The organism is Shimazuella alba, from assembly GCF_009831235.1.
In the GTDB taxonomy this organism is placed as follows: domain Bacteria; phylum Bacillota; class Bacilli; order Thermoactinomycetales; family Thermoactinomycetaceae; genus Shimazuella; species Shimazuella alba.
In genome coordinates, this window is sequence record NZ_WUUL01000013.1 from 1 (window position 1) to 23,662 (window position 23,662).

Below are 23,662 nucleotides of genomic sequence, written 5' to 3' on the forward strand. Positions count from 1 at the left end.
GTGAATGCATGAGTTATCACCTAGCAGCTTTTTCTTGTTTCCCTTTAAAATGCAGACTTTGGTGAGTCATGCGACTACAACATACGAATTGTTTCCATTAATCCAAAGTATAATTATGTGAATTTTCAACTAAATTGTTTATACTAATTTTAAGTTTATTTTTCATTGGTAAATACATGAAGATGAAGGAAATCAAGTATATCGTAACATTTTAAAAGTAGAAGGTTTGATGATATTTATCTTTTGCCTTTATATCTATTGTTACCTTAATTATGAATGGACATTTTTTTATTTGTTTTTTCTTCCGACATTTCATTATTACTTTACTCATTAATTTGAAAATAGGTGCTCAGGTTTACAATTTATTTCATACCTACACACTATCCTTATTCCTCTTACTGTCGGGCATCGTAATAAATAATAACAGGTGTTTAATGATCACGCTTACATGTCCACACATATAGGCATGGATCGACTCTCAGGGTTTGGCTTAAGATATCCGACAAATAGGAGAGATACACACTTACATAATAAGGTGTAATTTGTGTTTTCCTTCTGGAATGAATCATTTTCCATATCTTCTAAGATACAACCTTGTATCTATATTTCCAGTTTTCAAAAAGCGTTGATACCCATAACATAAAAAATCCTATCTATTCACATGGACAGATAGGATTTATGAAAGACCATCATAATATTTGAAACCATTTATTTTTGTTCTGCTAATTCCTTGATATATTGATTCCTTATCAATAAAAATTTCTTCATATATTCCCTCAAAAATAATTGATCAGCTATCTTTCCCAGTATCCCCAAAGGAGATGTATAGTCAAAAGAATCGATCACTTTTGTTCCGTTTTTGTCCTCTATGAAATGATGCTCATGTCTGATCCGTTTAAAAGGTCCTTTTACCATTTCATCTACAAAATAAGAAGGGAAATTAAATTCCGTAATTTTAGAAGTCAGCCGCATTTTCACTCCAAAATGAATCGCTTCCCAAGTAACGATCTCATTCAGACCAATGAGTCCACTTGTTACCCCTGCAATTGCTTTTTCTTTTGTTTGAGAAGTAGATTGCATATGTACATCAATGCTTCGCGATAAATCAAAGCAAGTTTGAATCGGTGCATGGACGAAAGTCTCTATTTCGATCTTAGGCATTTTTAAACAACACTCCATAAGTGTAAGTATGAATGGATATTACCAGAAGACGAATTAAAAAAGTACCCTCTTCAGAAAAATATTCTCGCAGAGGGTACTCCTATCACTTACCTTTATCCATCTCATTTTGCATAACTTGTGGTTGATCAGTAGATTTATCTTGCAGTTGGTTAAATAAACTTGCAAAACTAGCCATCTCATAAGGAAACAAAATCGTACTCGTTTTCTCTGCTGCAATCTCCGTCATCGTTTGTAAAGTACGCAGCTGCATCGCCACAGGTTGTTGGCTGATTACTTTGGCTGCATCTGCTAGTTTCTCTGCTGCCTCATACTCTCCTTTGGCAACGATGACTTTTGCAACTCGTTCACGCTCTGCTTCCGCTTCTTTCGCCATCGCACGACGTAAACCTTCTGGCAAGTCCATGGAGCGAATTTCAACACCTGTCACCTTAATTCCCCAAGGTTCTGTTGCTTCATCCAATGTTTTACGTAGTAAATCATCGAGTTTTCTCTGCTCTGTTAACATTTCTTGCATCGTGTGAGCACCTAGATTGGAACGAAGTACCGTTTGTGCAACGATCGAGGTGGCTTTTTTGTAATTTTCTACTCCATGAAGTGCTTTCTGGGCATTGATGACTTGATAGTAAACAACAGCATTTATCGTTACAGGTACACTATCTTTCGTGATGATATCTTGATTCTCCACATTTTCCACTCGAGTCCGCATATCCACTTTTTTCACCTTTTCTAATAGTGGGAAAACAAACCGTACACCAGGTCTCAAGGAACGGGCATACTTCCCTAAGCGAACGACAACTCCTTCTTCATATTGTTGGATAATTCGTAAAGAGAAGACCATAAAAATAATGAAAATAATGAGTAGGAAAAGTATATACATGTAAACAACTCCTTTCTATTTTCAAATTCATTTGTAATATATCAATAATACTATAATTCTATATACTAATAAATTCTAGATTTTGAAATATATTGATTGTTTTTAAGAGTTGTTCATCTTTATTTTCTTTCATTCGTCAGCACCCAAAAATGTGGACTCGCCCAGTTCACCATGTCGGCAAAAACACGGTGAACTGGGCGATGTTTACTGGGGAGTTACTTCATCGCATCCAAAGCAAACTTCGCAGGATTCCAGCTCTTTGCGATATTCTTCCAATCGCTTACCTTCATACCCCGAACTTTTGAGGGAGCTCGCAATCACATTTGCCCGATGGTAAGGGTACCTCAGCCTGCCTGTACCAACAAGAATACGAAGTTCATTGCCTTTCCTTACCCACCAGTTCTTTCCGTTCGGATGACAATGAAGCACTTTAGGAGTTGCCATTTTCATTCTCCTCAGTTACAACAGGAACTTATCCTATTTCATCTATTATAAACGATTTCTTATCCTTAACTAAGAAAAAAACCAGATGGAGTATTTCCATAGGGTTGCTTATTATTTTGATCACAGCATAAAATCAATGATTATCTAAATAAATGAAAGAAAATAATCCTTCGCTAATAATTTAATATCGTATAAATACGTTTTTCGTTATAATGGTATTCAAATACCGTATACTATTCTTTTTTGCTATTCTGTTAAAAATAGGAGGTATCACATATGTTTCACCCATTGTCCAAAACCTACCTCGATAATCCATATGATATATTTACTGCTTTACATACCGAACAACCGATATTTTTCCATGAAGAATTAAAACTATGGATTGTTTCTCGGTATGAAGATGTTCAATATGTGATTAAAGACAGCGAGACATTTAGCAATTCTTTATCTATTGTTCCGATCAGTCCAGTTTGTCCTCATGCACTTGCAGCAATGAAAGATTTCAATCCAGGGAATTTAGTGGTGACTTCTGATCCTCCTATTCATACTCGACTCCGCAAAGCTATTTCGGCTACTTTTCCGGTGACATTAAAAAAAGCAAATCTTTACGAGGATGTCATTCGTAAGCGTGTTCATCAATTTTTAGACAGACTTTCTCAAAAAAAGGAAGCTGATTTAGTAACAGAATTTGCTCAAGATGTGCCTATTTTGGTTTTGATGGAAATATTGGGTGTACCAGACGAAGATTTAGCTAAAATCAAGCAATTTACTCGTGAACAAGTGCCTTTTGTTTGGGGACAAGCTCCAGAAGAACAGCAAGTAGAAGCTGCAAGAGGTACAGTAGATTTATTTGATTATGGAAGAGAGCTAGTAGAGAAGCGTTTAAAAAATCCAAGTGAAGATTTAATTAGTGAGTTAATCGCTTATCGAAATGATGAGGATGAAATTTTAACGATTCAAGAAATTGGTGGAATTGTTGCGAGTTACTTTAGTGCAGGGATAGAAACGGTTCGAAATTTGATTACCAATGGGGTTTTGCAGTTATTACGGACAAAAGGTGTTTGGCAAGAACTTAGTCAACATCCAGAAAAAATCCCAAATGCTGTGGAAGAGATCTTACGATATGAATCCCCAGTAACAGGATGGCTTCGTTTCTCGGTCAAAGATAGTGTAGTAGGTGGTGTTGAAATCCCTGCACATCAGCGGATATTAGTGCTTCTTGGTGCAGCAAATCGCGATGAAGAACAGTTTCTAGAAGCAGATGTTTTTCAAATCGATAGAGACAATGCCAATAAAAACCTAGCTTTTAGTGCAGGTCGTCATCATTGTTTCGGCTCTGCTTTAGCAAGAGTGGAGGCCAAAGTTATTTTTGAAGAACTCGTTACTAGGTTTCCAAATATGAGATTAGCAGAGCGCTTTCAACCCAACTATGTTCCAAATATAGCGTTTCGTACTCTCACAGACTTACCTGTAGTGTTGTTTTAAAACATTTCAGATTAAAAAGAGTAAAATAAAATAGTGAAATCCTTCAGGTCGTGCTTTCTGTCTAGCATTGATCGCCAAAAATAATCTTGTAACTTCTTTACACCAAATTCAATATCCAACTAAGAGGAAGTTGTTTTAGTGAACATAAAGTTTTTCTTCCAGTTAGATACCGCAGCGTCTCATGCAAAGCCTATTATCCAGAAGGCGATACTTTGCATGAGGAGGAGACACTTCAAATCGCCAAAGTAAGCCTCTTTCGATAATAGCTTTGCCCCTTATTTCAGATTATAAAAAATAAGGAGCTGGCATAAATGGCTAGTAGAAATGCTACTGCTATTCTACCGGAGAGACTTATTCAAGAGATTCAAAAGTATGTACAGGGAGAAACCTTATATATCCCAAAGACAAAGTCATCCTACAAAAAATGGGGTACAAGTTCAGGGTCCCGTACAGTAATAGATGAACGAAATCAATATATCAAGCAGTCTTTTAAAAATGGAAAAACAATTACTCAGTTATCTAATGAACATTATCTATCGATAGAGAGCATTAAAAGAATCGTTTATTCCAAATGATATATAGCAAGGAGTACTGATTTTCGCTAATCAGTGCTCCTTTTTATATGTCAATTTTAATTCCCAATTGTTCTCGGTATTTTTTATCACGAATACAAAAGATACGATTAAAGAGAGATAGAAATGACAGGAGAATTGAGATGAAGAAGATAGAAAAAGGAACATTGAAAATACCAGGTTGTACCCTTTACTACGAAAAACGAGGATCAGGACCGCTGCTGCTTCTGATTCATGGTGGAAATGGCGATGCAGATTCTTTTCCGATAGCAGATGAACTTGCCGATCGATATACAGTTGTTACCTATGACCGTAGAGGACATCGCCGAAGTAAGCTCTTGGACGAAAACGAAGTATACCAAATAAGAACACATAGCAAAGACGCTAGTCTTCTATTGGATCATCTTACCAAACAACCTGCATATGTATTTGGATGCAGCTCTGGAGCAGTGATCGCTTTAGATTTAGCTACTCATCATCCTCAACAGATCAAAACCCTCATTGCCCATGAACCACCACTGCCAGAACTGCTATCTGGAGTAGAACGAACACATGCAGCAGAAACATTAGATGCATTGCATAAGAAATTTCAAACAGATGGAGTAGCAGCAATGGCGGATTTTGCAAATAAAATGGGCATAACAGTAGTCCATAAACCTCATCGATCCGTAGACATCACCGAACAAAAATTAAAAGACATCGACTTTTTCATTTTGCAAGAAGTACCTGCTCTAAAAGACTTTTTGCTAGATATACCAAAGCTAAAAACGCTATTGAATCACACATCCATGCAAATCATAACTGCTGCCGGAGTAGAGTCAAAGGGATTTTTGCCTTATCGATATACAGAAGCACTAGCCGCGCATCTCCAATTAAAGGTAACGGAATTCCCCGGTAATCATGTCGGATGTGTAGCACATCCTCAAGAATTCGCTAAAAAATTGGATTTTGTTATGCAGAATAGGTAAAAGTATCGAATTTTGAAGAGCTTGTAAATGAAATGGTTATTTTCAAGCTCTTACGCCTCAAAAACTTCCCAAATCAACTATGGTTAAGTAGTCTTCTAGTTTTGTAACGTCTCTATAAAGAGCAACCAACTTGCCCCGTTCATAAACAGCCCATCCAATAATTTCACCTAGCACAATTCTAGTGATGCGAAAACCTTCGAACTCAAATACATCACCGAATTCCAAGTCATATAATCTATTGGCTATCACATGCAACCCCCCAACTCTAGAACTTCATTTCAATCTTGTTTCTATTTCAATCACGATTGCGTATGCATTCGTGCAGGGATTTTTTATACTGCGTAGAAACAATTCCATTGGATAAAGGTATTGTGTATGATTATAAACGTAGTCATTAACCCCGTGAATAGGAAAAATATCACATTAAATTCATTTATTCCAAATAAAATATAACCACGATTTTTAGAGGATGGAGAAAGAATGGTGTATGGATGAAAAAACATGATGAGTTTGGTAATCGAATGAAAACATATGAGTATGCTTACCGCACTTATTTACCTAAACGTCTTCCTGTTTTACTGCGGATAGATGGGTGTCACTTCCACAGTTATACCAAAAAGCTCCATAAACCTTTTGATGAGCGGCTGGTACAAGCATTTTGGGAAACGGGAAAGTTTCTGGCTAGCGAATTGATGGGTTGTAAGATTATCTATCATCAGAGTGATGAGATATCCATCTTACTTACCAATAATGACAAACTCACGACGGAAGCTTGGTTTGATAACAACATCCAAAAAGTTGCTTCTGTCTCTGCTTCTTTGGCTACTGCAAAATTTAATGAAGTGATCAAAAGAGATTTACCAGATACAAAGCTTGCCACCTTTGATTGTCGGGTATGGGTCTTGCCCCCTGATGAAGTGGTAAATTATTTTTTATGGCGCCAATTGGATGCGACTAAAAACAGTATTTCGATGGTAGCGCAAAGTTATTTTTCTGCAAAACAACTGCATGGACTTAGCGGAAAACAAATGCAAGAGAAATTGTTGATCGAAAAAAATGTAAATTGGAATGAGCTGCCGATCTGGCAAAGACGAGGAGTATGTATAACAAAACGGACTTATTTAAAAGATACAGTAGAGAGACATCGTTGGGATGTAGATATGGAAATACCGATATTCTCCCAAGATCGAGCTTACATCGAGCAATATGTGTACCCTAATGATAAGTAGGTGCAGACATGGAAGTGGTCATATTTATGGGGATTCAAGGGTCAGGGAAGTCTACTTTCTATAAACAAAGATTTTTCCGGACACATATCCGCATTAATTTGGATATGTTAAAAACAAGATACCGTGAAAAATCTTTAGTGGAAGCTTGTCTTCATGCGAAACAATCTTTTGTGATCGATAACACCAATCCAACAGCAGAGGATCGATTACGATATATCCCCATAGCAAAACAACATGCCTTTGAAGTTATCGGTTACTTTTTCTCCCCTGATGTTGAAGGGGCTATAGAACGAAATCAAGCAAGAGACAAATCCGAACAAGTCCCTTTGGTCGCTATCAAAAGTACGAGTAATAGACTCGAACCTCCAAGTTATAGAGAAGGATTTGATCAGCTTTATCAAGTGACATTAAGAGACAATCATTTTTTTGCAGAAGATTTCTTAAGCAAATCATCTAAAAACTAGTTGGTATATATACATGTCCCCTAAGCTGTTTATCGATGATGCCAACTTAGGGGATTTTGAGCTGGTCTAGCATCATCCAAATCTCAACCGTTACAAAAACGTCACGAGAGACTCAAAAAATACTAGCTGAAAACACGTAGGCAGTACAAGCTGAAGACGAGGCAGAATCCTGTGAACAGGACCCTTAGAACGTCTCGATCTGTCTTACAATTTCTCGCGCTATTTACAACAGCGCAGAAGTTCCAGATCACGATGATGGACAAAAGAAAAACCATCTTCCTTGTCTCTTTCTCCTAGAAACCAGCTACTATTTTTATTATATAGAAATGTCTCTTTCAGATCATACCTAAATAATCTTAGCTAACTAATCATCTACTTTTATAAAGTCTTCATGCTTAAATATCATGGACACTGTTGGGCGTCCATCATTCCCACCAAACAATGCTACTTCAATACCTTCTGCATCCTCATCCGTATCTCCTACAACTGTTACACGAAGTATATTATCTCCTTGGAACGTTGTTGGACCAGCAAAAATTGTTAAAACAGTACTGTTATCTGCTGGTAACGTGACTACTTGATTGAGAATAATAGTTTCTGGTGCAGTCGCTGGAAAAAGAACATCTTCAGAACGATCAACTATTACCCTGACTGTTCTCGAACTATCGGTAGGATTTTTCAATCCAATTAGTAGACGATCAACAGGCAGATTACTAGTACCGTCAATAAACAATGGTACAAAAAATGGACCTGATGTGATTCTACCACTCATATACGGCTTACCTCCTTTCTATGACGTAATATATTCTATGCAACTTGATAGAAGCTTGTTACTAGAATAGAAGCTATTGAAAAATTGACTTTCCACAAAAAGTCGAATGAAGTAAGAGGTATTTCGACATCGAAAATAATAGATAAAATGAGGTTCAACTATGTCTAATTGTTAATACATTTTGTAGTTTGATTTCCCAATTTATCAAATATTGTGATAAAATTAAATCAGTACCACCCAGAAACAGGAGGCAGTTTGTCTGTCCACAAGTACACCCATCGTCGAGGGTCCGTTCGGTCCGATGGAGGAATTTGTGAATGATAAATTCTTTTCTTCTCCCCTTATAAAATTTCCTATCGCATTAGATAACCTTGAGAAAAATTTAAATATGAAAAAGCAGGCTATTTTATTAGCCCACTCTTTGATTCAATTTAATAGGCAAAAAATATTACTCATCTAAAAAGTAATCGGTATCAATCTTTTTCACCACATATCGTGCTGTTTCATGTACCCCAACGTTGAAATCAATCATATACTCTGTCAACTGATCTCCATCTATGAGAATAATTTTCTGATTGAGATGTTTCACATAATCCACTGCATCTTTGGTAAAGCGAGATGTCGTGATGAAAACTCCCTTTTGTGCAGAACGTCCTAATATACTGCCTGCAAATGCCTGTAAATCAGGGCGGCCTACTGGATTACTCCAACGCTTCGCTTGAATATATATCACGTCCAATCCAAGCTTGTCCTCCTTGATCATCCCATCAATGCCGCCATCTCGACTCAATCCCAACTTCTCTTCATGTGCACCGCCATAGCCCATCGCTACTAAAAGATCGACGACTAATTTCTCAAAGAAATAGGGACTACACTCTTTGATTTTGTCTAAGAGATCTTGTTGCAGTGCTTTTCGAAGTTGTTTGTATCCGGTTTCAAGTGCTTCTTCAGGGGTATTGGATTCTTCTGTCTCGACTAGTATTTCTTCCTCAGAAGTACGAATTTGTCTACGAAACTCTGCATATTCGCTATATCTTTCTTTTAATATTTTCGTATTTAACTTTCGTGGTCTTTCTGCTAATAAATCCAAACCTCGCTTCGTGATCTGTATTCTTCCTCGATCAGGACTATCTATCAAAGTAGCCTTAATGAGATGAGCTTTTGTCCATGCTACTCGATTATCAAATCTCCTTGATCCACTCGATACCTGCTCTTCACGCTCCTCTGGAGTCAATCGAAACCTTTTTGCTAATTTCTCCCTTACCTCTTTTAATGTATGTATTTTTTGGTTCGATAAAGTCCTTAAAAAAGGGAGGAAAATATCTTCAAACTTTGGTATTGCCATCATTCGACTTCCTTTATGTTTTCTTAAAATCCTTATGTAAATGTACGTTAAAATTGAATTTTCGAATTATATTATATAACAAGAGATCCAATAGGAGTATGAAAATACATACCCTTGTTTTTCTTTTAAAAATAGTCTTGCTAGGGACTATACAAATTAGAAGTATATAAAGTGGCACTTCATCAGCAAATAATCTCCGACATTGAAAGAAAACTGTTACCTTTTGTTAGTAGTTGCTATAGGAGACTTGATTATTTTATTGTAGAATAATTATAGATAATTGTTTTCTTCGATCCGAGGAGTAGGACGATGATCACGAAGGAACAGGCCTTGGAAGCTCTGCGAACGAAGCAGAGGAAGCTCAAGCAGCGCGAAGCAACCCTGAAAGCACAACGTGAAATTTGCGGCATTGGCATGATGGGTGTCGTTATTCTGAGCAAGTTCGTCGAGATCCTTATTCCAATCGTAGAATCGGGGCAAGAATTTTACATTCCCGAAGAAGCGAACGATACTATCGCCATTGAGCTGATGGGTATCTTTGCGGAAGAAGTGGAAGCGGTCTTGCAGGGGAACCCCCCTCAGTCCCAGTTTGAAGAGGAGCTCCAAAAAGTTCTTCACTACTTCGTCAACCTCAAGAAGAGTTAAGAAAACGAGAGCACCTGCTCCATACCTAAAAGCACCCAGTATACAAGAAGTTGTATACTGGGTGCCCGACTTTTACCAGAGCTCACTGTTATCGCTTTTGGTAGTTTTTGTATTTTATATTTATTTATCGTGTTATTGCATATTTGTTATACTCTAGTCTCTTTCTTTTATGAAAGCACTACAAGCAGTATTTACATACATTTTTCAACTGAATAACTGTCGTGTTTTATTTTGATCATAGTCCAAGTTGTCCTAACAGTAACGCGTCAGATCAGAATCGATTAAATATTTGTTTTCCTTTCAATTCTTCAAATTATACTATAAACAAGAGATAGCCAATAGTATGTGAAAAGAACACACATCTTTTGTTTTTTCTAAATGAAAATAATCGATGCCATCAAAAATTTTGTCAAGTTTATTTTCCATATCCCTTAACTATTTTCTATTATTTATGGTAGACTATTCGGAAAAAGGACAAGGATATTTATTAATATGAAAAATTACTTATTACGAAGTTCATTAATTTCTGTTCTTTTATGTGGATTATTTATTCTTATGGTGTCTGGTTATAAAATGCTGTTGCTAATTTCTATTTTTCTCTTGATTCCAACTGCACTAACTTTCGTTCCTACGGTAAAAAGAATGAGTGGAGAACGTTCCAAATATCATGCATTTCTATCGAAATATCACCTATATTTTGCTGTCATCATTGGTATAGCATTGTTATTTCCGATTGGAAGTGTGCTCTCCAAAATATTGTCAATCGTTTGGTTGATCTACTCGTTTGTTTTATTTGGTTATGGAGTCAGGCGTTTTATGGAACGAGGATTTTATGTCATGGAAGAAAATGCGGTTGACATAAGTTTCTTATATGCTTTCATTGGCGGCATTACACTTAGTATGTATTGCTTTTCTACTAATCCCAGTATCGCGTATCATTATCTAACCACCACTTTTCATTTCCAGTTTACTGCGATTTTGTCAACACTCTTTATTGGCTGGATTGGCAGGATACTTCCAACCGACAGAAAACTTAGTACGTTGTATCGATTTACTGTTTATGGCATCCTATTTAGCCCTCTGCTCATTGGAGTTGGTATGCTCACCAATGTTTGGACCCAAAACATAGGGTTATGGATTTATACTTTGTGCATTCTATCATATTGTTATTTTGTCTTTTTACATATTGAAAAAACGAATTTCATCACTGACCTTTGTATGAAACTATCTGCAATCCTATTAGTCGCTACCTCTATCCTATCTATTATCAACGGGATATATCAATTGCAAGGATGGACATGGTTTCCGACAAATCATTGGCCATTTTACCATGAAGTTCCAATTGTTTTTGGATTTGTGATAGGACTTATTGGTTGGTATTACCGAAAACCATTAGAGAGGAGAAATTTATATCAACTCCCTCATACTAACATCAACGGTACAGGGTTTATTGGGAAAAATTTCTTACGGGATAATGGATATGAAGAAGAAATAGTTTCTCACGCTGGTATTTTAACAAAGCTGGAAAGGTACAAAAGAAGCGACCTTATTATCGAACTTCTGCATCCAAAAGTAATCTCTTTTCTTGAAAATACTTCATTATATGATATCTCGCTTCATGCCCATTGGACCAAAGGATCTTGGCTCTTTGAGAAATTTCATAAAGCATTGTCGAATAAAATACAACAAGCAAACATCCCCTCTCCTCATGAAGGAACAAGAGAGTTAGACAGTAAAATCATTAGTATTAATAACTACCAACAATATTGGAATAGAAAATTAAATGCTTGGATTTGTTCTTATAAAGACTCCGATGAAACTTATATTGCTGGTATTTATTCTGAGCATGAACATAATGGTGAACGATATGTTCACTTCACTATGCCAGTACCGAAATGCAATCGATCCACGTTCTATCGATTGGAACATGGGATAAATGGTTCCCTGCAATGCACTTCAGTTCCTAGAAGGGGAGGAGACGGAGAGGAAGGTCATTATCTCATGACAAAAAACTTTTCTTTCCGTATTCCATTCAACGAGAATCTCATCATTTGGGTTGATGAGTATGGGAGACTGCAAATGACCCACCGTTTTTGGTTTCTTGGAGTGAAAGTGCTTAATCTGGAATATGAGATGATTGCAAAATAAAGAAAACGAGAAAGCGACAACTCCATTACGTTGTCGCTTTTTTCATTATTTATGTTTCATTAAAATACTAGCTTTGCTGCATGTAACCGAATTCGTAATTACACTTCAACAAAGGATAAATGTACAAACACCCTTCCATACTCTTTCCTTAATAAGAATTTCAAGTATAGTCCAATTTCACTTCCCTTCCATGAGCAAGTTTGCCAATCACAACAAAAAGTGATTTTATAATTTCTGACTTTTTTAACAAAATCATTGCACAATCTACCCATTTGATCTATACTCCTGCACATGAATAAAAGTTCAAAAAAAGGGGGATATAACAGACAGGATTTATTTTTCTGACAATTATTATCCTGTATCATATAATATGAATAAAGCAAAAGTAATCTATCTACAAGACAATAACGGAAATAAACCAGCTCTCGACAGCCTTTTTGAGATGGCTCAAAAAGCAAATGCTGGTGATAAACTATGTATTCGTCTCTTGCCATTAATTCGCTTGGGTCTGCGAGATATCGAGAAGCATGGCATTCCTGATTGGGATGCTTTTCAAAATTATCAGTTTGTCACTACAGAATCGAATGGGTTTTTAGTTACCCTGAATGTCGTTAGGCAATTGAAATACAGTCCGCCGCTTTTGGAACTTCAAGTTAACCAAGATTCTTTTCCAACTGGCCGCAGGAAAGATGACTATACGTTTCGAATGCTGTTTTTTACTCACTACCATAATGGAATTCAGTATATTTGTTGTACAGATAGCACGATAATGAAAACAAATTCTAGTATCGCATTTGCCAAAATGGTAACGGATTCAAGCCAAATGCACACTGATTTCATTCGTGATCCTATTAAATATATAGGGAGATGATAGGAATGAAAAAACCTACCAATCATCAAGAGTTGATGGATTTTATTGACCAGACAACAAGCATGAACGAATTTATGGAAAGTTTCCCAGTTCAGATAAGAAATCTTATTTTTGACCGACGTATTCAATTGGGTTGGACACAAAACGAATTAGCTGAACAAGTGAAAAAAATAACAGGTCACTCTATTACGCAGACGACAATCTCCAGAATCGAGGGTGGAACACCTGGAATCACAAGTGATACGTATGATAAAGTGCTGCAAACACTCGGTATAAAGAGGGATGGAGTGGATTTTGGGGAAACGCCTAGTGATGAGGATTAACCTTTTATAATGGGATAGGAAAAAAGAGTGACCTTAAATCAGGTCGCTCTTTCTATTAAAAAAAGTCATCCACAGGTGGTGGCTGGCCTTTGCAAAGAACGTCGGCATTTTGTTTGATATCACTGATACTCCTTTATGTGTCAATTGGATAAAGATACCCTTCGGCTAATCGCTAGAACCAGAATCATAACTCGAATTAGTGCTAGAACCAGAGTCATAACTCGAACCGGAACTAGAATCGGAACCAGAATCATAACTCGAATTGGAATTGTTATAGGTGGAACTAGAATCAACGATAGGAAAATTCTTTTGTTTTATCTTGTTAGTAGATGAGTTGGAGGTTGTCCGACGCTTACGTTTTTTCGCCATGATATTCCTCCTGACAATATGTTCTACCTTTTTATTATACATTACCACTCACAATGTAGAAAGATAATTCAAATTATTTAAATATTATTTATCTCTGCATATTTGAAATCAGGTTATCCTATAAAATAGAGTATATAAATACAAATATTAATATCCTTAAATAATACGATCATAATAATTGATAATATTAATTGCTATATTGATATATTGAACGTTTAACTATATAATATATTTAAGAAAGGAGATAGCTATGGCATTTCCGATAATTACAACTTGTCCAGTTTGCAGCCAGCAACTACAAATTACACGTCTACAATGTACGCACTGTCACACTACGATTGAAAATGAGTTTCAGTTTTCGAAGTTAGCTTCGTTAGCAAAAGAACAGCTTCATTTTATTGAAATCTTTTTGACCTGCCGTGGCAATATCAAAGAAGTGGAAAAAGCGCTAGGAATTTCTTATCCAACCGTGCGTGGAAAATTGGATGAAATTATATTGGCCTTAGGACATTCTCGGCAAAAGAAACAAGACTATGCGACCAAAAGAGAGATTATCTCTTTGCTTGAAAAAGGGGAAATCACCCCTGAAGAAGCAGTAGAGATGTTAAAAAAAGAACAGGAGTGATCCAAAATGAAAGAAGAGATCGCCAAAATATTAACGATGGTACAAGAAGAGAAAATCACAGCAGAAAAAGGAGCAGAACTGATCGAGTTACTAAAAGACGAAAAAAACCGTTCACATAGCTCATCTCATTCGGTCTACCTAAAGAAAATGCTGAAAGTCAGGATAGATTCCAGTGATGGAGACAAAATAAATGTCAACTTGCCGCTTAATTTTGTAAAGAGCCTTATCATAACAGGCCAACATTTAGCAGAAAAATTTCCTGAATCTGAAAAGTATATAAAAGATATCGATATGGATTTGTTGATACATGCCATAGAAAACGAAGTAGAAGGACAGATTGTAGATATTCATTCTGCTAATGGCGACACTGTTCAAATCGTAATCGAGTGAAGCGAAGATGAAAGTGATCATAGATGCGGAAAAAAAACGTTTCACTATTCCACTCCCCTTCTTCTTGCTCCATATAGCAGGTTGGATTATCTGTAGAAAATGGTTTTGGAAATGGTTGAATAAAAAATCAAAAAATATCACCTTCCCAACTCCCATGTTGGACAAGCAAACCATCCAACCCCTTCTCTCATCGCTTAAGGAATATAAGGGTATAACATTAGTCGATATCAAAGATAAAGATGGGAATGGAGTAATCGTCCGCTTGTAATCATATAAAAAACGTAAGACGAGAGAATCTAACTCCTCTCGTCTACGCTTGTTGTCGCCGATTATTCAAACTATTAGATCTTACAATTTTAAGAAATCACCATAGATAGGAACAAGAATGAATAACTTGTATGAAACAAGCAGCACGAAAGAGACAGTCAAGTTTAGAGAATAGGAAAACCAAATAATTTGGTAAGAATCGTTGCCACTAACATAGTTAATCCCATACAACACCTGATATGTCTAAGATCATTTTTTTTATACTGGTGAGATGTTTCTCTATTTTTCTTTGGGGAATAAGCAACTAAAAAATGTCGTCCTTTTCTTTTTAACCCTAAAAAAGGAATTGCGCGGTCTTTCCTTTTTTGTAAACTATTTTTCCATAACTTGATGGTCATGCATGTCGACCCTAATTTGGTCACTCTGGAGGTTGGGCAAAACGTTTACTTGACAATCATCAATGATGACCCACGATCCGTTGGAATCGTGGGTCACTGAACGGATCTGTCGATCCTCTAGTATTTAGCCGATCTATTTGTTTACTGTGTCTGTCGCACCAGCCACTACCGGCTTTTCTGCGATTTCCTCGGGCGGCAACTTGTGAGATTTCCACATGATCATCGCGAACATCATGGAAACCCCTGCAGGAACAAGGAGCCACCCCAAAGCGATTCGATGCGTGACATGGGCAGACTCCGCAAGCCAAATATAGGCTCCTCCAACGAGACCTGACAAGTTCCAGGTCACCATAGGGAGAGTGCCACCCAACACCTTGTCCGTCGCGTTGGCGTAACTCGTGTGTTTGATGAGAGTGTTGCTACAAACTCCCAGCGCCCAAAAGAATCCGCCAAGGCCGATCCCGATCCATGATCCTCCGCTGAACAGTATCAGACCAAGACCGATCAACATGCAGCTACGGCAGGCCAGGATGAGCCCGCTGCTCTTCGACCGATGCTTATTGGCATAACTGCTCAAAGTGAGCTGAGTCATCCCTGATAGAAGCGAGATCACCAGAAGCAGGACATCCACCTGCTCTTCATCCACTACCTTAGCAAGCGGTAGCAGCTTGCCAAAACAGTAGAATACAAACAGCATGCAGAAGTTCCCCGCATTAATGCGCGTCGCTGGGTCATTCAGCAGACCCTTTAGCGACTGCTTCTCGGGTTCATCGGCATCTGAGATACAGAAGCACATCATGACCACAACACACATCTGAAGCACATTAATCAGAATCACCCAGATGAACAAAGGTGCCTGAAAGCCCAGCCATGTGCAGAAAGCCGTAGTCAGTGTTGTGACAAGGCCAATCTGCGAGGTTCCCTTGATGTGATCTTCCTTGAGCTGCTTACGGAGCATCAACCCGACGATCGCTAAGCATGCGGTCCCAATCCCTGGACCGATGCCCAATGCCAAATAGTAGCAGAGCACGTTGCCGTACTGCATGGCGATGACCAGCAGGGCACTTGGTACCAAATTGATCACCAATAATACCTGGACTGCTTTTTTAGTGCCCCCTTTTTCCTTCCAGCGTTTGATCAAACGCGGCACAAGCAGGCTGGACACGACTTGAGAGACCATCACAGTCATCAGAATCGCACCCAAATGGATGATCAGACCCTGCTTTTCCAGCAAGAGACCCAGCCCTGGGAAAATGAGCCCTCCGGTCGATCCCAACATGATCGACGCGATGCCCAGATTCAGTAGGGAGGGACTTTTCAGCCACGGGATCTTTTGTAGTAACACAACTACTCCTAGAGAGACGGATCATGCAGACTTTTGGTTTTGTTGATTTGTAACTTCGTGAAATTGCCTAGCTTTTCTTTTTCTAGGTCAATATAACACGGATCTCTTGTTCCTTATTTTATAATTTTCCAAAAATAAAAGAAACCAAAAAGTAGTATGTTTTTCTCCTTGTAATAGTTTTGAAGAAAGAGTGTGAAATTCACTAGGTCTTTCCAACCTGCCCGCTGATATTACTCCTCTCGCAGGAAGACACGAGTCCCAAAATAGAGCTTTGACCGTGTAAGAGAAAGAGGACGTGCAATGATCACTGCTGGGAATCTAGCTATCGGTACAAGTGTCCGACCGAATTGTCTTTGGGCAGTCTGTCCAGTCGTCATTTATAGGATTTTCTTTCATATTTTACATTTTATTATTTCTAGTGATCGTCCTCCCAAGAAAAATCCATCTCTTCTATATTATAATCTGCTAGTTTAGCTTCCATATCATCCACATCATATGTTTTTTGTGTTTGGGTGTCTAAATAACCAAATTCAGCGATTTCCTCTTCCTCATCCTCTTCATCTGGTTTTAAAATAGTAACTATTTTATAGTCAAATGGTTTGATTATTTTTTTCAACTCTACAAGGTTATCAAAAAAACCATAGTCAATATAATCATTGTATTCATTTAGTATTTCGGTTAACAAAAAACATATACGGTCTCGTTCTAGTGTTTTGATTTGAAAAAAATCGTAAGGTACTAGTAGTTCTGTAAGCGTAGTTTCCCCGCCCTCATCGTTATAGGCTTTATTCGTTGCTTGATCCACATAACCATAGGCAATGACATCATATTGATTTGGTACTTTTGCTAAGGTAAAACCATAATGGTAGATAAATCCACTAAATGCATCAATGGAACAGTCTAATGTGTGATAAATAAAGTAATTGTGATTGCTTAATGTTTCATGGATGAAATTCAAAATCTGTTCTTTTGAGTAAGTAGTCGTCATAGTAGAAAACACCCTTTATGTTTAGTCCTTTCATTGTAATCTAGTTTATGAAGAAGATGAACCTATTCTCAACTAAGACCGGAAGTGAAAACTGTTATATCATAGTCAAACATCTCGTAACCATCGAGACATCTTAATTCGACCAATAAATGTAAACTATCTGACAGACTAGAGCACAAATCGTCTCACTACCCTAACTAGTGTTAGATGGTTGTCGCTTTTTCCTATCTACATATTATTTATGGGCACAGGACAGTCCTGTTCTGTATCTAAACTGAAAGGTAGTTCTTCAGTGAAAGCACTTGTATTTAACGAACTGGGATCTCTAGAAAATGATTTTGGTGTTAGAACTAAATCGTAAAGGTTATTTTTCATCTATCTGTGTCAAGATTCTCTCACCCTTCTGCAGAAAATGTTACTTACTCATCCCCATTTTTTTCATAACTTCTATAATGAATCACAGATAGAAGTATCAAAAAACAAATGAATGACTTATAGCGCAACCTGATATCAAGGTAATACGATTATGTTAGAAGTATCTCGAATGTATTTCGTTCTCTCATTAACTCCCAAAACCAATTGATCAAAAAAGAACAACACTTGATCTCTATAGGATGAGAAATCAAGTGTTGTTTCTAATGAATCATGGCTCATTTTTTAGTTGCAGGTTCCATTTCATGGTAATATAGGTGGGATTTTAAACATTGCAGTAATACATAACAGGGTACAAATACACCAGAATATAGAAGCAACTATCGAAAAATCACGAAATGCCACCACTGCATTATGAATACAAATGGATGCCGCTCCTATCAGACATAAAATGACAAGTGCCGTTAAAATGATTGTCACTCCTATTCATTTTTATGTTGATGAGACTCAGTTAAACCTTCTTAAATTGTATTTCACTTTCTCTTGCTATGGGAACGGTAGCTATTCTAGTTCCATGATATGGTTCATTACCTTCAATCCCCTCATGCTGGTTCTAGACCTATTTTGTCATCAGAATACTCAAGCCAATAACGATAGATATGAGACCAAATAGAGCCAGAAACAGCACACCGATCCACTCAAGGACGCGATAAGAAGCTGCGATTTTTTTGGGATCATTTGGATCATAATAAATAGTCCGAGACTTTCCAATATGTAAACCAACACCAAATCTGGATGCCTCTTTGCGATAGATCACACGATGTTTTTCTCCATTCCTATCGATAAACTCAAAAACAGGCATTTGACTATCACCACGACGGTGTATGTCCACAATCACACCTTGGGTAGACACTGACTTACTTTTGAAAGATTGATGGCGATAAGGGATGTTTCCACTAGCAAATAATAAGAGTAACCCCAATAAGAACATTGCAATTGCTAATACAATATACATAGAAATCCTCCGTTTCTCCTAAGATGTCTAGATAAGATCGCTGTTATAACACGTGAGATAAATGTTATTATATCATCTCGTTACCCCTCAGGTACCGGCTTGTTCTATGTTTGTTATCCGGCTTCCTTTTCTTAAACAACGTATGTACCCCGCTTATTTTCCCTTGATTCAAAAGTCAGAAAACTGCACAACTGTGGTAAAATAGGCAGAAGTATCACCTCTTGATTTTTATCAACATTGTCCAAGGAGATGACATCATGACTCATACATGGGACCCCACATCTCCGGGTGTGTTGCGACTTCCCTCAGGCAGACTCATCCGTGGACGGGGGCTAAGATACCCACTCCCAGCGGGACCGCAGCCCACTTTTGCACTCTACCTACTTGGACATCAACCACCGGCTGTAGATTGGGAAAATCGCTGGATCAAATGGCGCGACTTCTGGCTGCCATCTGACTATACTACAACCGCTGAAGCACTCCGTGAAGCATGGGCACGCGCTGAATTTGAACGTGTTGAAATCGCTTGCGGAGGAGGATTTGGACGTACAGGTACTGCATTGGCCTGTCTTGCTGTAATCGATGGAGTACCTAACGACCAAGCTGTCGCTTATGTTCGGCATCACTATGCTACACGCGCAGTTGAGACACCTTGGCAACGTCGCTATGTCTCTCGCTTTCAGTAAGGAATATCACACCAACTATTTTTGATTATTGGAAATTTAATTATGAACTTTTTACACTATTACTACTTTCTTATATTCGCCAACCTCTGGAGATTCATTTACTGGTTCACCATCTATTTCTATCCAAGCATGAGAAACAAAAGGTGCCAATCTCACTCCTACACACCAATCGACTTTCTTGCTATAGGAAGCTGCAAAAAGAAACAAAGCCAATGATTGCTCTAAACAAGCTGTTCTCGAAAGGAAAAATCTTTTTGCGCTTTCTATTTTATGTAAAGCTTCTTTTGCTTCTACTTGCATACACGTAGCATCGCATTTCGATTTCTTTGCTTGGAGAATAGTAGTGATTTGTTGCAAACTATATGTTTTCGTTAAGTAAATAGCTACAAAAAGACAAATCCATGCTCGTATCATATCTTTACTATTAGTCCTTTCTGGATCAAATAATCTAGAAAAACATACATGTCATTTCTAACTTGATCATTTGAAATGTTGTACAAAGAACTGATTGTTTTGGTTGCCTTATCCATATCGCCATGGTGCTTTATTTGTTGTAAAAATTCAGCGCCTGATTTACTTACACCATAAAAGAGATTCTTCTGGCAATCTAAGAGAACCAACTTACCTTTTATTTCTGTCAATTGAACATAGTCAGGTAAACATAGACGCATTTCCATTAACCTCATTTCGATCCTTTTTGATATGCCGCAACCACATCTCAAGTGACAAAGTATGATGGAATTCTGGTAGTTTCACAGGTACTCCATTCATCAAACGAATAAAACACTTCTGAAACTGTTGTATGTCAATCAATCCCATATCTGCCAAAACCATCTCTTGAAAATTTTCTTTAAACCATGAGAAATTCTCTTCCATCCCTTGGTAAACATCCGAAGTATAGTCACCTTTTGTATTTCGTTTTAACAAATATTTAGGTAATTCATCTTGAAAAGCTATTTTCAACAGAGGTTTTAATTCATAAGGAGTCATTTTATCCGCTAAAGCCACCTGCATACAGATTTGAAATACATTGTGGTCTAAATACGGAAAACAAATGGAGACTTCTTCTTGCTCTGCTAAATTCCTTAAGCCATGAGCAACATAACCTAAATAATGAATTCCTTTAAGTGTTTGAGACAATCCAAGATTTTTAGAAAGTCGATAATGGTTTATTTTTTTTGAAGAAACGATCCAATCTGCTTGATTATATGCAGTAGATAGTGGATGCCTTTGCTTGGGATGATAGGGCAAATGTAAAAATCGTAGCACAGTTCCTAATATCCAATTCAAAGGAGATTGCTTTTTTTCTTTTGCCCATCCTCTTGCATGAGACAGGAATTTTCCCAATTTTCCATTCTGTACTAAATCAATCAAATAAGTATAATCTGCCCCCAAAACAGTATCCCCTCCTTCACCACTAAAATGAACGTCAGAACCAGCATTTTTAGCCCAACTTAATAACCATTTAGCTTGACTAGCTGACCAATAAAATGGAATTGGATTATCACTAAAAACATCATCCATATTTGAATAAATAGATGGAATTTCATCTAGTGAAAACTCTACATGAGAAATATTTGATTGTTCTTTTACTATCTTTCTAGCAATTTGTATATCCTCATTCTCCTCTTTACCGATAAGAGTGAGCGAATTCACTGGATATCTTTTTGCAGCGATCCAAGTAAGAGTTGAAGAATCAAGTCCACCACTTAAGTCAGTTGTGATTCGTTTATCTTTACATCTTAAAAGTACAGAAGAAGTAAGTTCTTCCTGAAGTCGGTCTCTAGCCAAATCCAATGATAAATAAGACTTATTCTCCATTTTTACGGATTGAAATAATCTTCTCACAGTCTTCCTTGCATAAAAGCCAAATCCACCAGGTATCGCGCTAATTGTCTCAAATGGCGATTCAAACTCTGTATGAAAACCGATTGATAACAATGAACGATGAAACCAATTTCGATTGATAGGGGATCGAATTTGTTTATGTAATTCAAGCAAATGAGAGGAAAATCGAATTTGTTCATCTTGTACCTCATAATAAAGAGGTCGAATATTTCCAAGATCAGCAAAAGCATATAGTTCATCTGATATACAAACAACAACCTGGTAATTACCTTTTAAATACAACAGATCTTCTGGTTTTTTTGTTTTCATAAATGTGTGAAATGCATGATAGGTTTCCGCTTCACTCGATAAGATATCCCCGATGAAATAGCATTCACTGCTTTTCTCCTTGTGATAGTGAAATGAGTCAGTTATGTGTTCCATCTGAATCCTTCCATCTATGAATAGCGCAAAAAACATTTACTCACTTCCTTTAAGAAAGAAGACGCCGTAGCGTCCTCTTTTTAATAGCGATGTGCATTTTTATCAGCAGTATCATCATACTTAGATCCTAAAGTCATTTCTTCAAATGTACCAATTTCAATTAGTTCAGGTGCTTGATAATCTTTTTCCATCCTTACTCACCTCCTTTCAATGAAAGTTTTACTGAATTACCAATCAACATTGGTTGTATAGATTCATAGCTTGGTTTCCCCATGCTAGCCCAAGTACTCCACCACTTTTCTAAAACCGTTGCATGCGTTTCATCTGAAATAATCCATTTATTAGGTTGACGGAAAGAAACAAGTGCAAATCCGTCGGGTGTACTATATCCTATCCAATCTCCATCCATCGGTCGAAAAGCAAACGTATAACCTTTGGGTTTTGTCGCTAGTAGATAAGCTCGAATTGCTTGTCCATTTTCTTGATATGGTGAAGAGACTGCATTTATATTTAGAAATCTCTGTGTCCATTGTTCTGTCACTTCAGCCTCTTTCATCCAATCTGTTCCCACCCAAAACGGCTCTTCTCCCTCACCTACTAGATCAGCCTGTGACTCTGGACCAAATCGTTCGAAATCTACTACCGGTTTGGAAGTCATGGGAATATAGCCTTCTGGACTTACAAGATCACCTGATAAATGCTCCTTTGATTTTTTGAATCGAACCATCACCGTAGACTGCACTATATCCATCACCTGAAATGGGGTAACAATCATGCCTCCGTCTGCCACTTGACTTATCCAACTATTAGGAAAATTATCTGGAGTCGTCCAAGCAATAATCCGATCATAGGGAGCACAGCTCTCATAGCCAAATCGCCCATCTGACGTTACACAGTTTACCCATTCAAAATCCTTTAGTTTTTCGTTAGCTCGCTTTGTTAATATTGGATCAATGTCAATCGATACAACTTTTCCAGGCGTTCCTACTAGAGTAGTGAGTATTGCTGTACTATAACCTGATCCTGTTCCTATCTCTAATACTTTTTGCCCTTCCCTTACATCTAACATCTCCAAATTATTTGCGATTGCTTGAGGTTTCGTAGTCTGCGTTAATAATGTCCCGTTTTCTTGTAACATATAATAATCTTGGTTAATGAACTCCATTGCTTGATTTACCTTCATGGTGAACCTCCCGAAAAATCATTTCGTTGATCTGTCTGCATACACGTCATAGTTTTTGCCGTAAATATAAGTAATTCCTTCCCCCATCTCCACCACCTGGGCGCCTAGTAATGTAATCTCTATCTTTTTCCCACCATTGCTGTGAAGCGTAAGTTTGCTTATTGGCTTGTCTGTTAGAGAAAGAGCGTTTGGAGTTTTCTTATCAAAATAGTAGTCGATCCTCATCTCTTCCTTTCCCAAGGATAGTTTCGAACCACTGTACATTCTCCAATGTGGACTTAGTTTGAGGAAATCCACAAAGTCTATCACCTTGTCTCTGCATCCCTCTACGATTAGTTTTAATGCCATCTTTTGTTCATTCCTTTCTCTCAATTCTGGTAAAAATTCATTCGTCTAACCCCAATACCTTGAGCATCACATTTCATCTT

General features: G+C 37.5%; 32 protein-coding genes. 15 read left to right on the forward strand and 17 right to left on the reverse strand.

What is annotated here, in order from left to right; genetic code table 11:
* Positions 1-272 precede the first annotated feature (272 nt).
* Both GSM42_RS21450 and GSM42_RS21455 read left to right on the forward strand, forming a co-directional pair.
* Entirely contained in the window at positions 273-464 is a 192-nt protein-coding gene (locus GSM42_RS21450; RefSeq protein ID WP_160802608.1) for a DUF4260 family protein, read from the forward strand.
* Entirely contained in the window at positions 449-541 is a 93-nt protein-coding gene (locus GSM42_RS21455; RefSeq protein ID WP_160802609.1) for a DUF4260 family protein, read from the forward strand. Before GSM42_RS21450 ends, GSM42_RS21455 begins: the two co-directional genes overlap by 16 nt.
* A gap of 167 nt (positions 542-708) precedes the next feature.
* Here GSM42_RS21455 and GSM42_RS16345 read toward each other — a convergent pair whose 3' ends face one another.
* The 3 genes from GSM42_RS16345 to GSM42_RS16355 all read right to left on the reverse strand — a co-directional run bounded on the left by GSM42_RS16345 (position 709) and on the right by GSM42_RS16355 (position 2,503).
* Positions 709-1,161, reverse strand: coding sequence for an SRPBCC family protein (locus tag GSM42_RS16345; RefSeq protein WP_160802610.1), 453 nt, complete (start codon positions 1,159-1,161; stop codon positions 709-711).
* A 103-nt stretch (positions 1,162-1,264) separates the two neighbouring features.
* The gene (locus GSM42_RS16350; RefSeq protein ID WP_160802611.1) at positions 1,265-2,059 is read right to left on the reverse strand and encodes a slipin family protein; all 795 of its coding nucleotides are present in this window, start codon (positions 2,057-2,059) and stop codon (positions 1,265-1,267) included.
* A 204-nt stretch (positions 2,060-2,263) separates the two neighbouring features.
* On the reverse strand, positions 2,264-2,503 hold the full coding sequence (locus GSM42_RS16355; protein WP_160802612.1) for a hypothetical protein: 240 nt from the start codon (positions 2,501-2,503) through the stop codon (positions 2,264-2,266).
* 276 nt (positions 2,504-2,779) lie between these two features.
* On the opposite strand from GSM42_RS16355, the gene GSM42_RS16360 reads away from it, so the two are divergent.
* The 3 genes from GSM42_RS16360 to GSM42_RS16370 all read left to right on the forward strand — a co-directional run bounded on the left by GSM42_RS16360 (position 2,780) and on the right by GSM42_RS16370 (position 5,528).
* The gene (locus GSM42_RS16360) at positions 2,780-3,988 is read left to right on the forward strand and encodes a cytochrome P450 (RefSeq protein WP_160802613.1); all 1,209 of its coding nucleotides are present in this window, start codon (positions 2,780-2,782) and stop codon (positions 3,986-3,988) included.
* Between the two features lie 311 nt (positions 3,989-4,299).
* Entirely contained in the window at positions 4,300-4,563 is a 264-nt protein-coding gene (locus GSM42_RS16365) for a CD3324 family protein (protein ID WP_160802614.1), read from the forward strand.
* Between the two features lie 140 nt (positions 4,564-4,703).
* Complete coding sequence (locus GSM42_RS16370) at positions 4,704-5,528, forward strand: alpha/beta fold hydrolase (protein ID WP_160802615.1); 825 nt, start codon at positions 4,704-4,706, stop codon at positions 5,526-5,528.
* A gap of 57 nt (positions 5,529-5,585) precedes the next feature.
* Here the strand turns inward: GSM42_RS16370 and GSM42_RS16375 are convergent, their stop codons facing one another.
* Positions 5,586-5,777, reverse strand: a complete 192-nt coding sequence (locus GSM42_RS16375) for a hypothetical protein (protein WP_160802616.1) — start codon at positions 5,775-5,777, stop codon at positions 5,586-5,588.
* A 242-nt stretch (positions 5,778-6,019) separates the two neighbouring features.
* Between GSM42_RS16375 and GSM42_RS16380 the strand changes: the two genes are divergently transcribed.
* Both GSM42_RS16380 and GSM42_RS16385 read left to right on the forward strand, forming a co-directional pair.
* On the forward strand, positions 6,020-6,757 hold the full coding sequence (locus tag GSM42_RS16380) for a tRNA(His) guanylyltransferase Thg1 family protein (RefSeq protein ID WP_160802617.1): 738 nt from the start codon (positions 6,020-6,022) through the stop codon (positions 6,755-6,757).
* Between the two features lie 8 nt (positions 6,758-6,765).
* Positions 6,766-7,221, forward strand: a complete 456-nt coding sequence (locus GSM42_RS16385) for an ATP-binding protein (RefSeq protein ID WP_160802618.1) — start codon at positions 6,766-6,768, stop codon at positions 7,219-7,221.
* A gap of 364 nt (positions 7,222-7,585) precedes the next feature.
* Here GSM42_RS16385 and GSM42_RS16390 read toward each other — a convergent pair whose 3' ends face one another.
* Together GSM42_RS16390 and GSM42_RS16395 are read right to left on the reverse strand one after the other, a co-directional pair.
* Positions 7,586-7,993, reverse strand: coding sequence for a hypothetical protein (locus GSM42_RS16390; protein ID WP_160802619.1), 408 nt, complete (start codon positions 7,991-7,993; stop codon positions 7,586-7,588).
* Positions 7,994-8,441: 448 nt separating this feature from the next.
* Positions 8,442-9,341, reverse strand: a complete 900-nt coding sequence (locus tag GSM42_RS16395) for a restriction endonuclease (protein ID WP_338055325.1) — start codon at positions 9,339-9,341, stop codon at positions 8,442-8,444.
* A gap of 306 nt (positions 9,342-9,647) precedes the next feature.
* On the opposite strand from GSM42_RS16395, the gene GSM42_RS16400 reads away from it, so the two are divergent.
* The 4 genes from GSM42_RS16400 to GSM42_RS16415 all read left to right on the forward strand — a co-directional run bounded on the left by GSM42_RS16400 (position 9,648) and on the right by GSM42_RS16415 (position 13,325).
* A complete protein-coding gene (locus GSM42_RS16400) occupies positions 9,648-9,983 on the forward strand; it encodes a hypothetical protein (RefSeq protein WP_160802620.1) in 336 nt (111 codons plus the stop codon).
* Positions 9,984-10,475: 492 nt separating this feature from the next.
* On the forward strand, positions 10,476-12,131 hold the full coding sequence (locus tag GSM42_RS16405) for a YndJ family transporter (RefSeq protein WP_160802621.1): 1,656 nt from the start codon (positions 10,476-10,478) through the stop codon (positions 12,129-12,131).
* A gap of 370 nt (positions 12,132-12,501) precedes the next feature.
* Positions 12,502-13,002, forward strand: a complete 501-nt coding sequence (locus tag GSM42_RS16410; RefSeq protein WP_160802622.1) for a hypothetical protein — start codon at positions 12,502-12,504, stop codon at positions 13,000-13,002.
* A gap of 5 nt (positions 13,003-13,007) precedes the next feature.
* Positions 13,008-13,325, forward strand: a complete 318-nt coding sequence (locus GSM42_RS16415) for a helix-turn-helix domain-containing protein (protein ID WP_160802623.1) — start codon at positions 13,008-13,010, stop codon at positions 13,323-13,325.
* 165 nt (positions 13,326-13,490) lie between these two features.
* On the opposite strand, the gene GSM42_RS16420 is transcribed toward GSM42_RS16415, so the two are convergent.
* Complete coding sequence (locus GSM42_RS16420) at positions 13,491-13,694, reverse strand: hypothetical protein (RefSeq protein ID WP_160802624.1); 204 nt, start codon at positions 13,692-13,694, stop codon at positions 13,491-13,493.
* Positions 13,695-13,944: 250 nt separating this feature from the next.
* Between GSM42_RS16420 and GSM42_RS16425 the strand changes: the two genes are divergently transcribed.
* Genes GSM42_RS16425 through GSM42_RS16435 form a run of 3 tightly spaced genes read left to right on the forward strand, consistent with a single transcriptional unit; the run spans position 13,945 to position 14,977 of the window.
* Entirely contained in the window at positions 13,945-14,319 is a 375-nt protein-coding gene (locus tag GSM42_RS16425) for a DUF2089 domain-containing protein (RefSeq protein ID WP_160802625.1), read from the forward strand.
* Positions 14,320-14,325: 6 nt separating this feature from the next.
* Entirely contained in the window at positions 14,326-14,709 is a 384-nt protein-coding gene (locus GSM42_RS16430) for an SHOCT-like domain-containing protein (protein ID WP_160802626.1), read from the forward strand.
* Between the two features lie 7 nt (positions 14,710-14,716).
* On the forward strand, positions 14,717-14,977 hold the full coding sequence (locus GSM42_RS16435; RefSeq protein WP_160802627.1) for a hypothetical protein: 261 nt from the start codon (positions 14,717-14,719) through the stop codon (positions 14,975-14,977).
* 530 nt (positions 14,978-15,507) lie between these two features.
* On the opposite strand, the gene GSM42_RS16440 is transcribed toward GSM42_RS16435, so the two are convergent.
* From GSM42_RS16440 to GSM42_RS16450, 4 genes are all read right to left on the reverse strand, one after another.
* A complete protein-coding gene (locus tag GSM42_RS16440; RefSeq protein WP_160802628.1) occupies positions 15,508-16,719 on the reverse strand; it encodes a hypothetical protein in 1,212 nt (403 codons plus the stop codon).
* Between the two features lie 230 nt (positions 16,720-16,949).
* On the reverse strand, positions 16,950-17,096 hold the full coding sequence (locus GSM42_RS20800) for a hypothetical protein (protein ID WP_237446674.1): 147 nt from the start codon (positions 17,094-17,096) through the stop codon (positions 16,950-16,952).
* 38 nt (positions 17,097-17,134) lie between these two features.
* Positions 17,135-17,707 (reverse strand): hypothetical protein, encoded by a 573-nt coding sequence (locus tag GSM42_RS16445; RefSeq protein ID WP_160802629.1) that lies wholly within the window; start codon positions 17,705-17,707, stop codon positions 17,135-17,137.
* A 991-nt stretch (positions 17,708-18,698) separates the two neighbouring features.
* On the reverse strand, positions 18,699-19,094 hold the full coding sequence (locus GSM42_RS16450; protein WP_160802630.1) for a DUF3592 domain-containing protein: 396 nt from the start codon (positions 19,092-19,094) through the stop codon (positions 18,699-18,701).
* Between the two features lie 257 nt (positions 19,095-19,351).
* Between GSM42_RS16450 and GSM42_RS16455 the strand changes: the two genes are divergently transcribed.
* On the forward strand, positions 19,352-19,780 hold the full coding sequence (locus GSM42_RS16455) for a protein-tyrosine phosphatase family protein (protein ID WP_160802631.1): 429 nt from the start codon (positions 19,352-19,354) through the stop codon (positions 19,778-19,780).
* Positions 19,781-19,831: 51 nt separating this feature from the next.
* On the opposite strand, the gene GSM42_RS16460 is transcribed toward GSM42_RS16455, so the two are convergent.
* The 6 genes from GSM42_RS16460 to GSM42_RS16485 form a co-directional block, all read right to left on the reverse strand.
* Positions 19,832-20,194: a lasso peptide biosynthesis B2 protein gene (locus GSM42_RS16460; RefSeq protein ID WP_160802632.1), complete on the reverse strand. Its 363-nt coding sequence runs from the start codon at positions 20,192-20,194 to the stop codon at positions 19,832-19,834.
* Positions 20,191-20,451, reverse strand: coding sequence for a PqqD family protein (locus GSM42_RS16465; protein ID WP_160802633.1), 261 nt, complete (start codon positions 20,449-20,451; stop codon positions 20,191-20,193). Before GSM42_RS16465 ends, GSM42_RS16460 begins: the two co-directional genes overlap by 4 nt.
* Positions 20,432-22,051, reverse strand: a complete 1,620-nt coding sequence (locus GSM42_RS16470; protein WP_160802634.1) for an asparagine synthase — start codon at positions 22,049-22,051, stop codon at positions 20,432-20,434. The genes GSM42_RS16465 and GSM42_RS16470 overlap by 20 nt, the downstream gene beginning before the upstream one ends.
* Positions 22,052-22,131: 80 nt before the next feature.
* Positions 22,132-22,242, reverse strand: coding sequence for a lasso RiPP family leader peptide-containing protein (locus GSM42_RS16475; protein WP_156877488.1), 111 nt, complete (start codon positions 22,240-22,242; stop codon positions 22,132-22,134).
* Positions 22,243-22,244: 2 nt separating this feature from the next.
* Positions 22,245-23,234: a protein-L-isoaspartate O-methyltransferase family protein gene (locus GSM42_RS16480; protein ID WP_160802635.1), complete on the reverse strand. Its 990-nt coding sequence runs from the start codon at positions 23,232-23,234 to the stop codon at positions 22,245-22,247.
* 18 nt (positions 23,235-23,252) lie between these two features.
* Complete coding sequence (locus tag GSM42_RS16485; RefSeq protein ID WP_160802636.1) at positions 23,253-23,582, reverse strand: hypothetical protein; 330 nt, start codon at positions 23,580-23,582, stop codon at positions 23,253-23,255.
* Positions 23,583-23,662 lie beyond the last annotated feature (80 nt).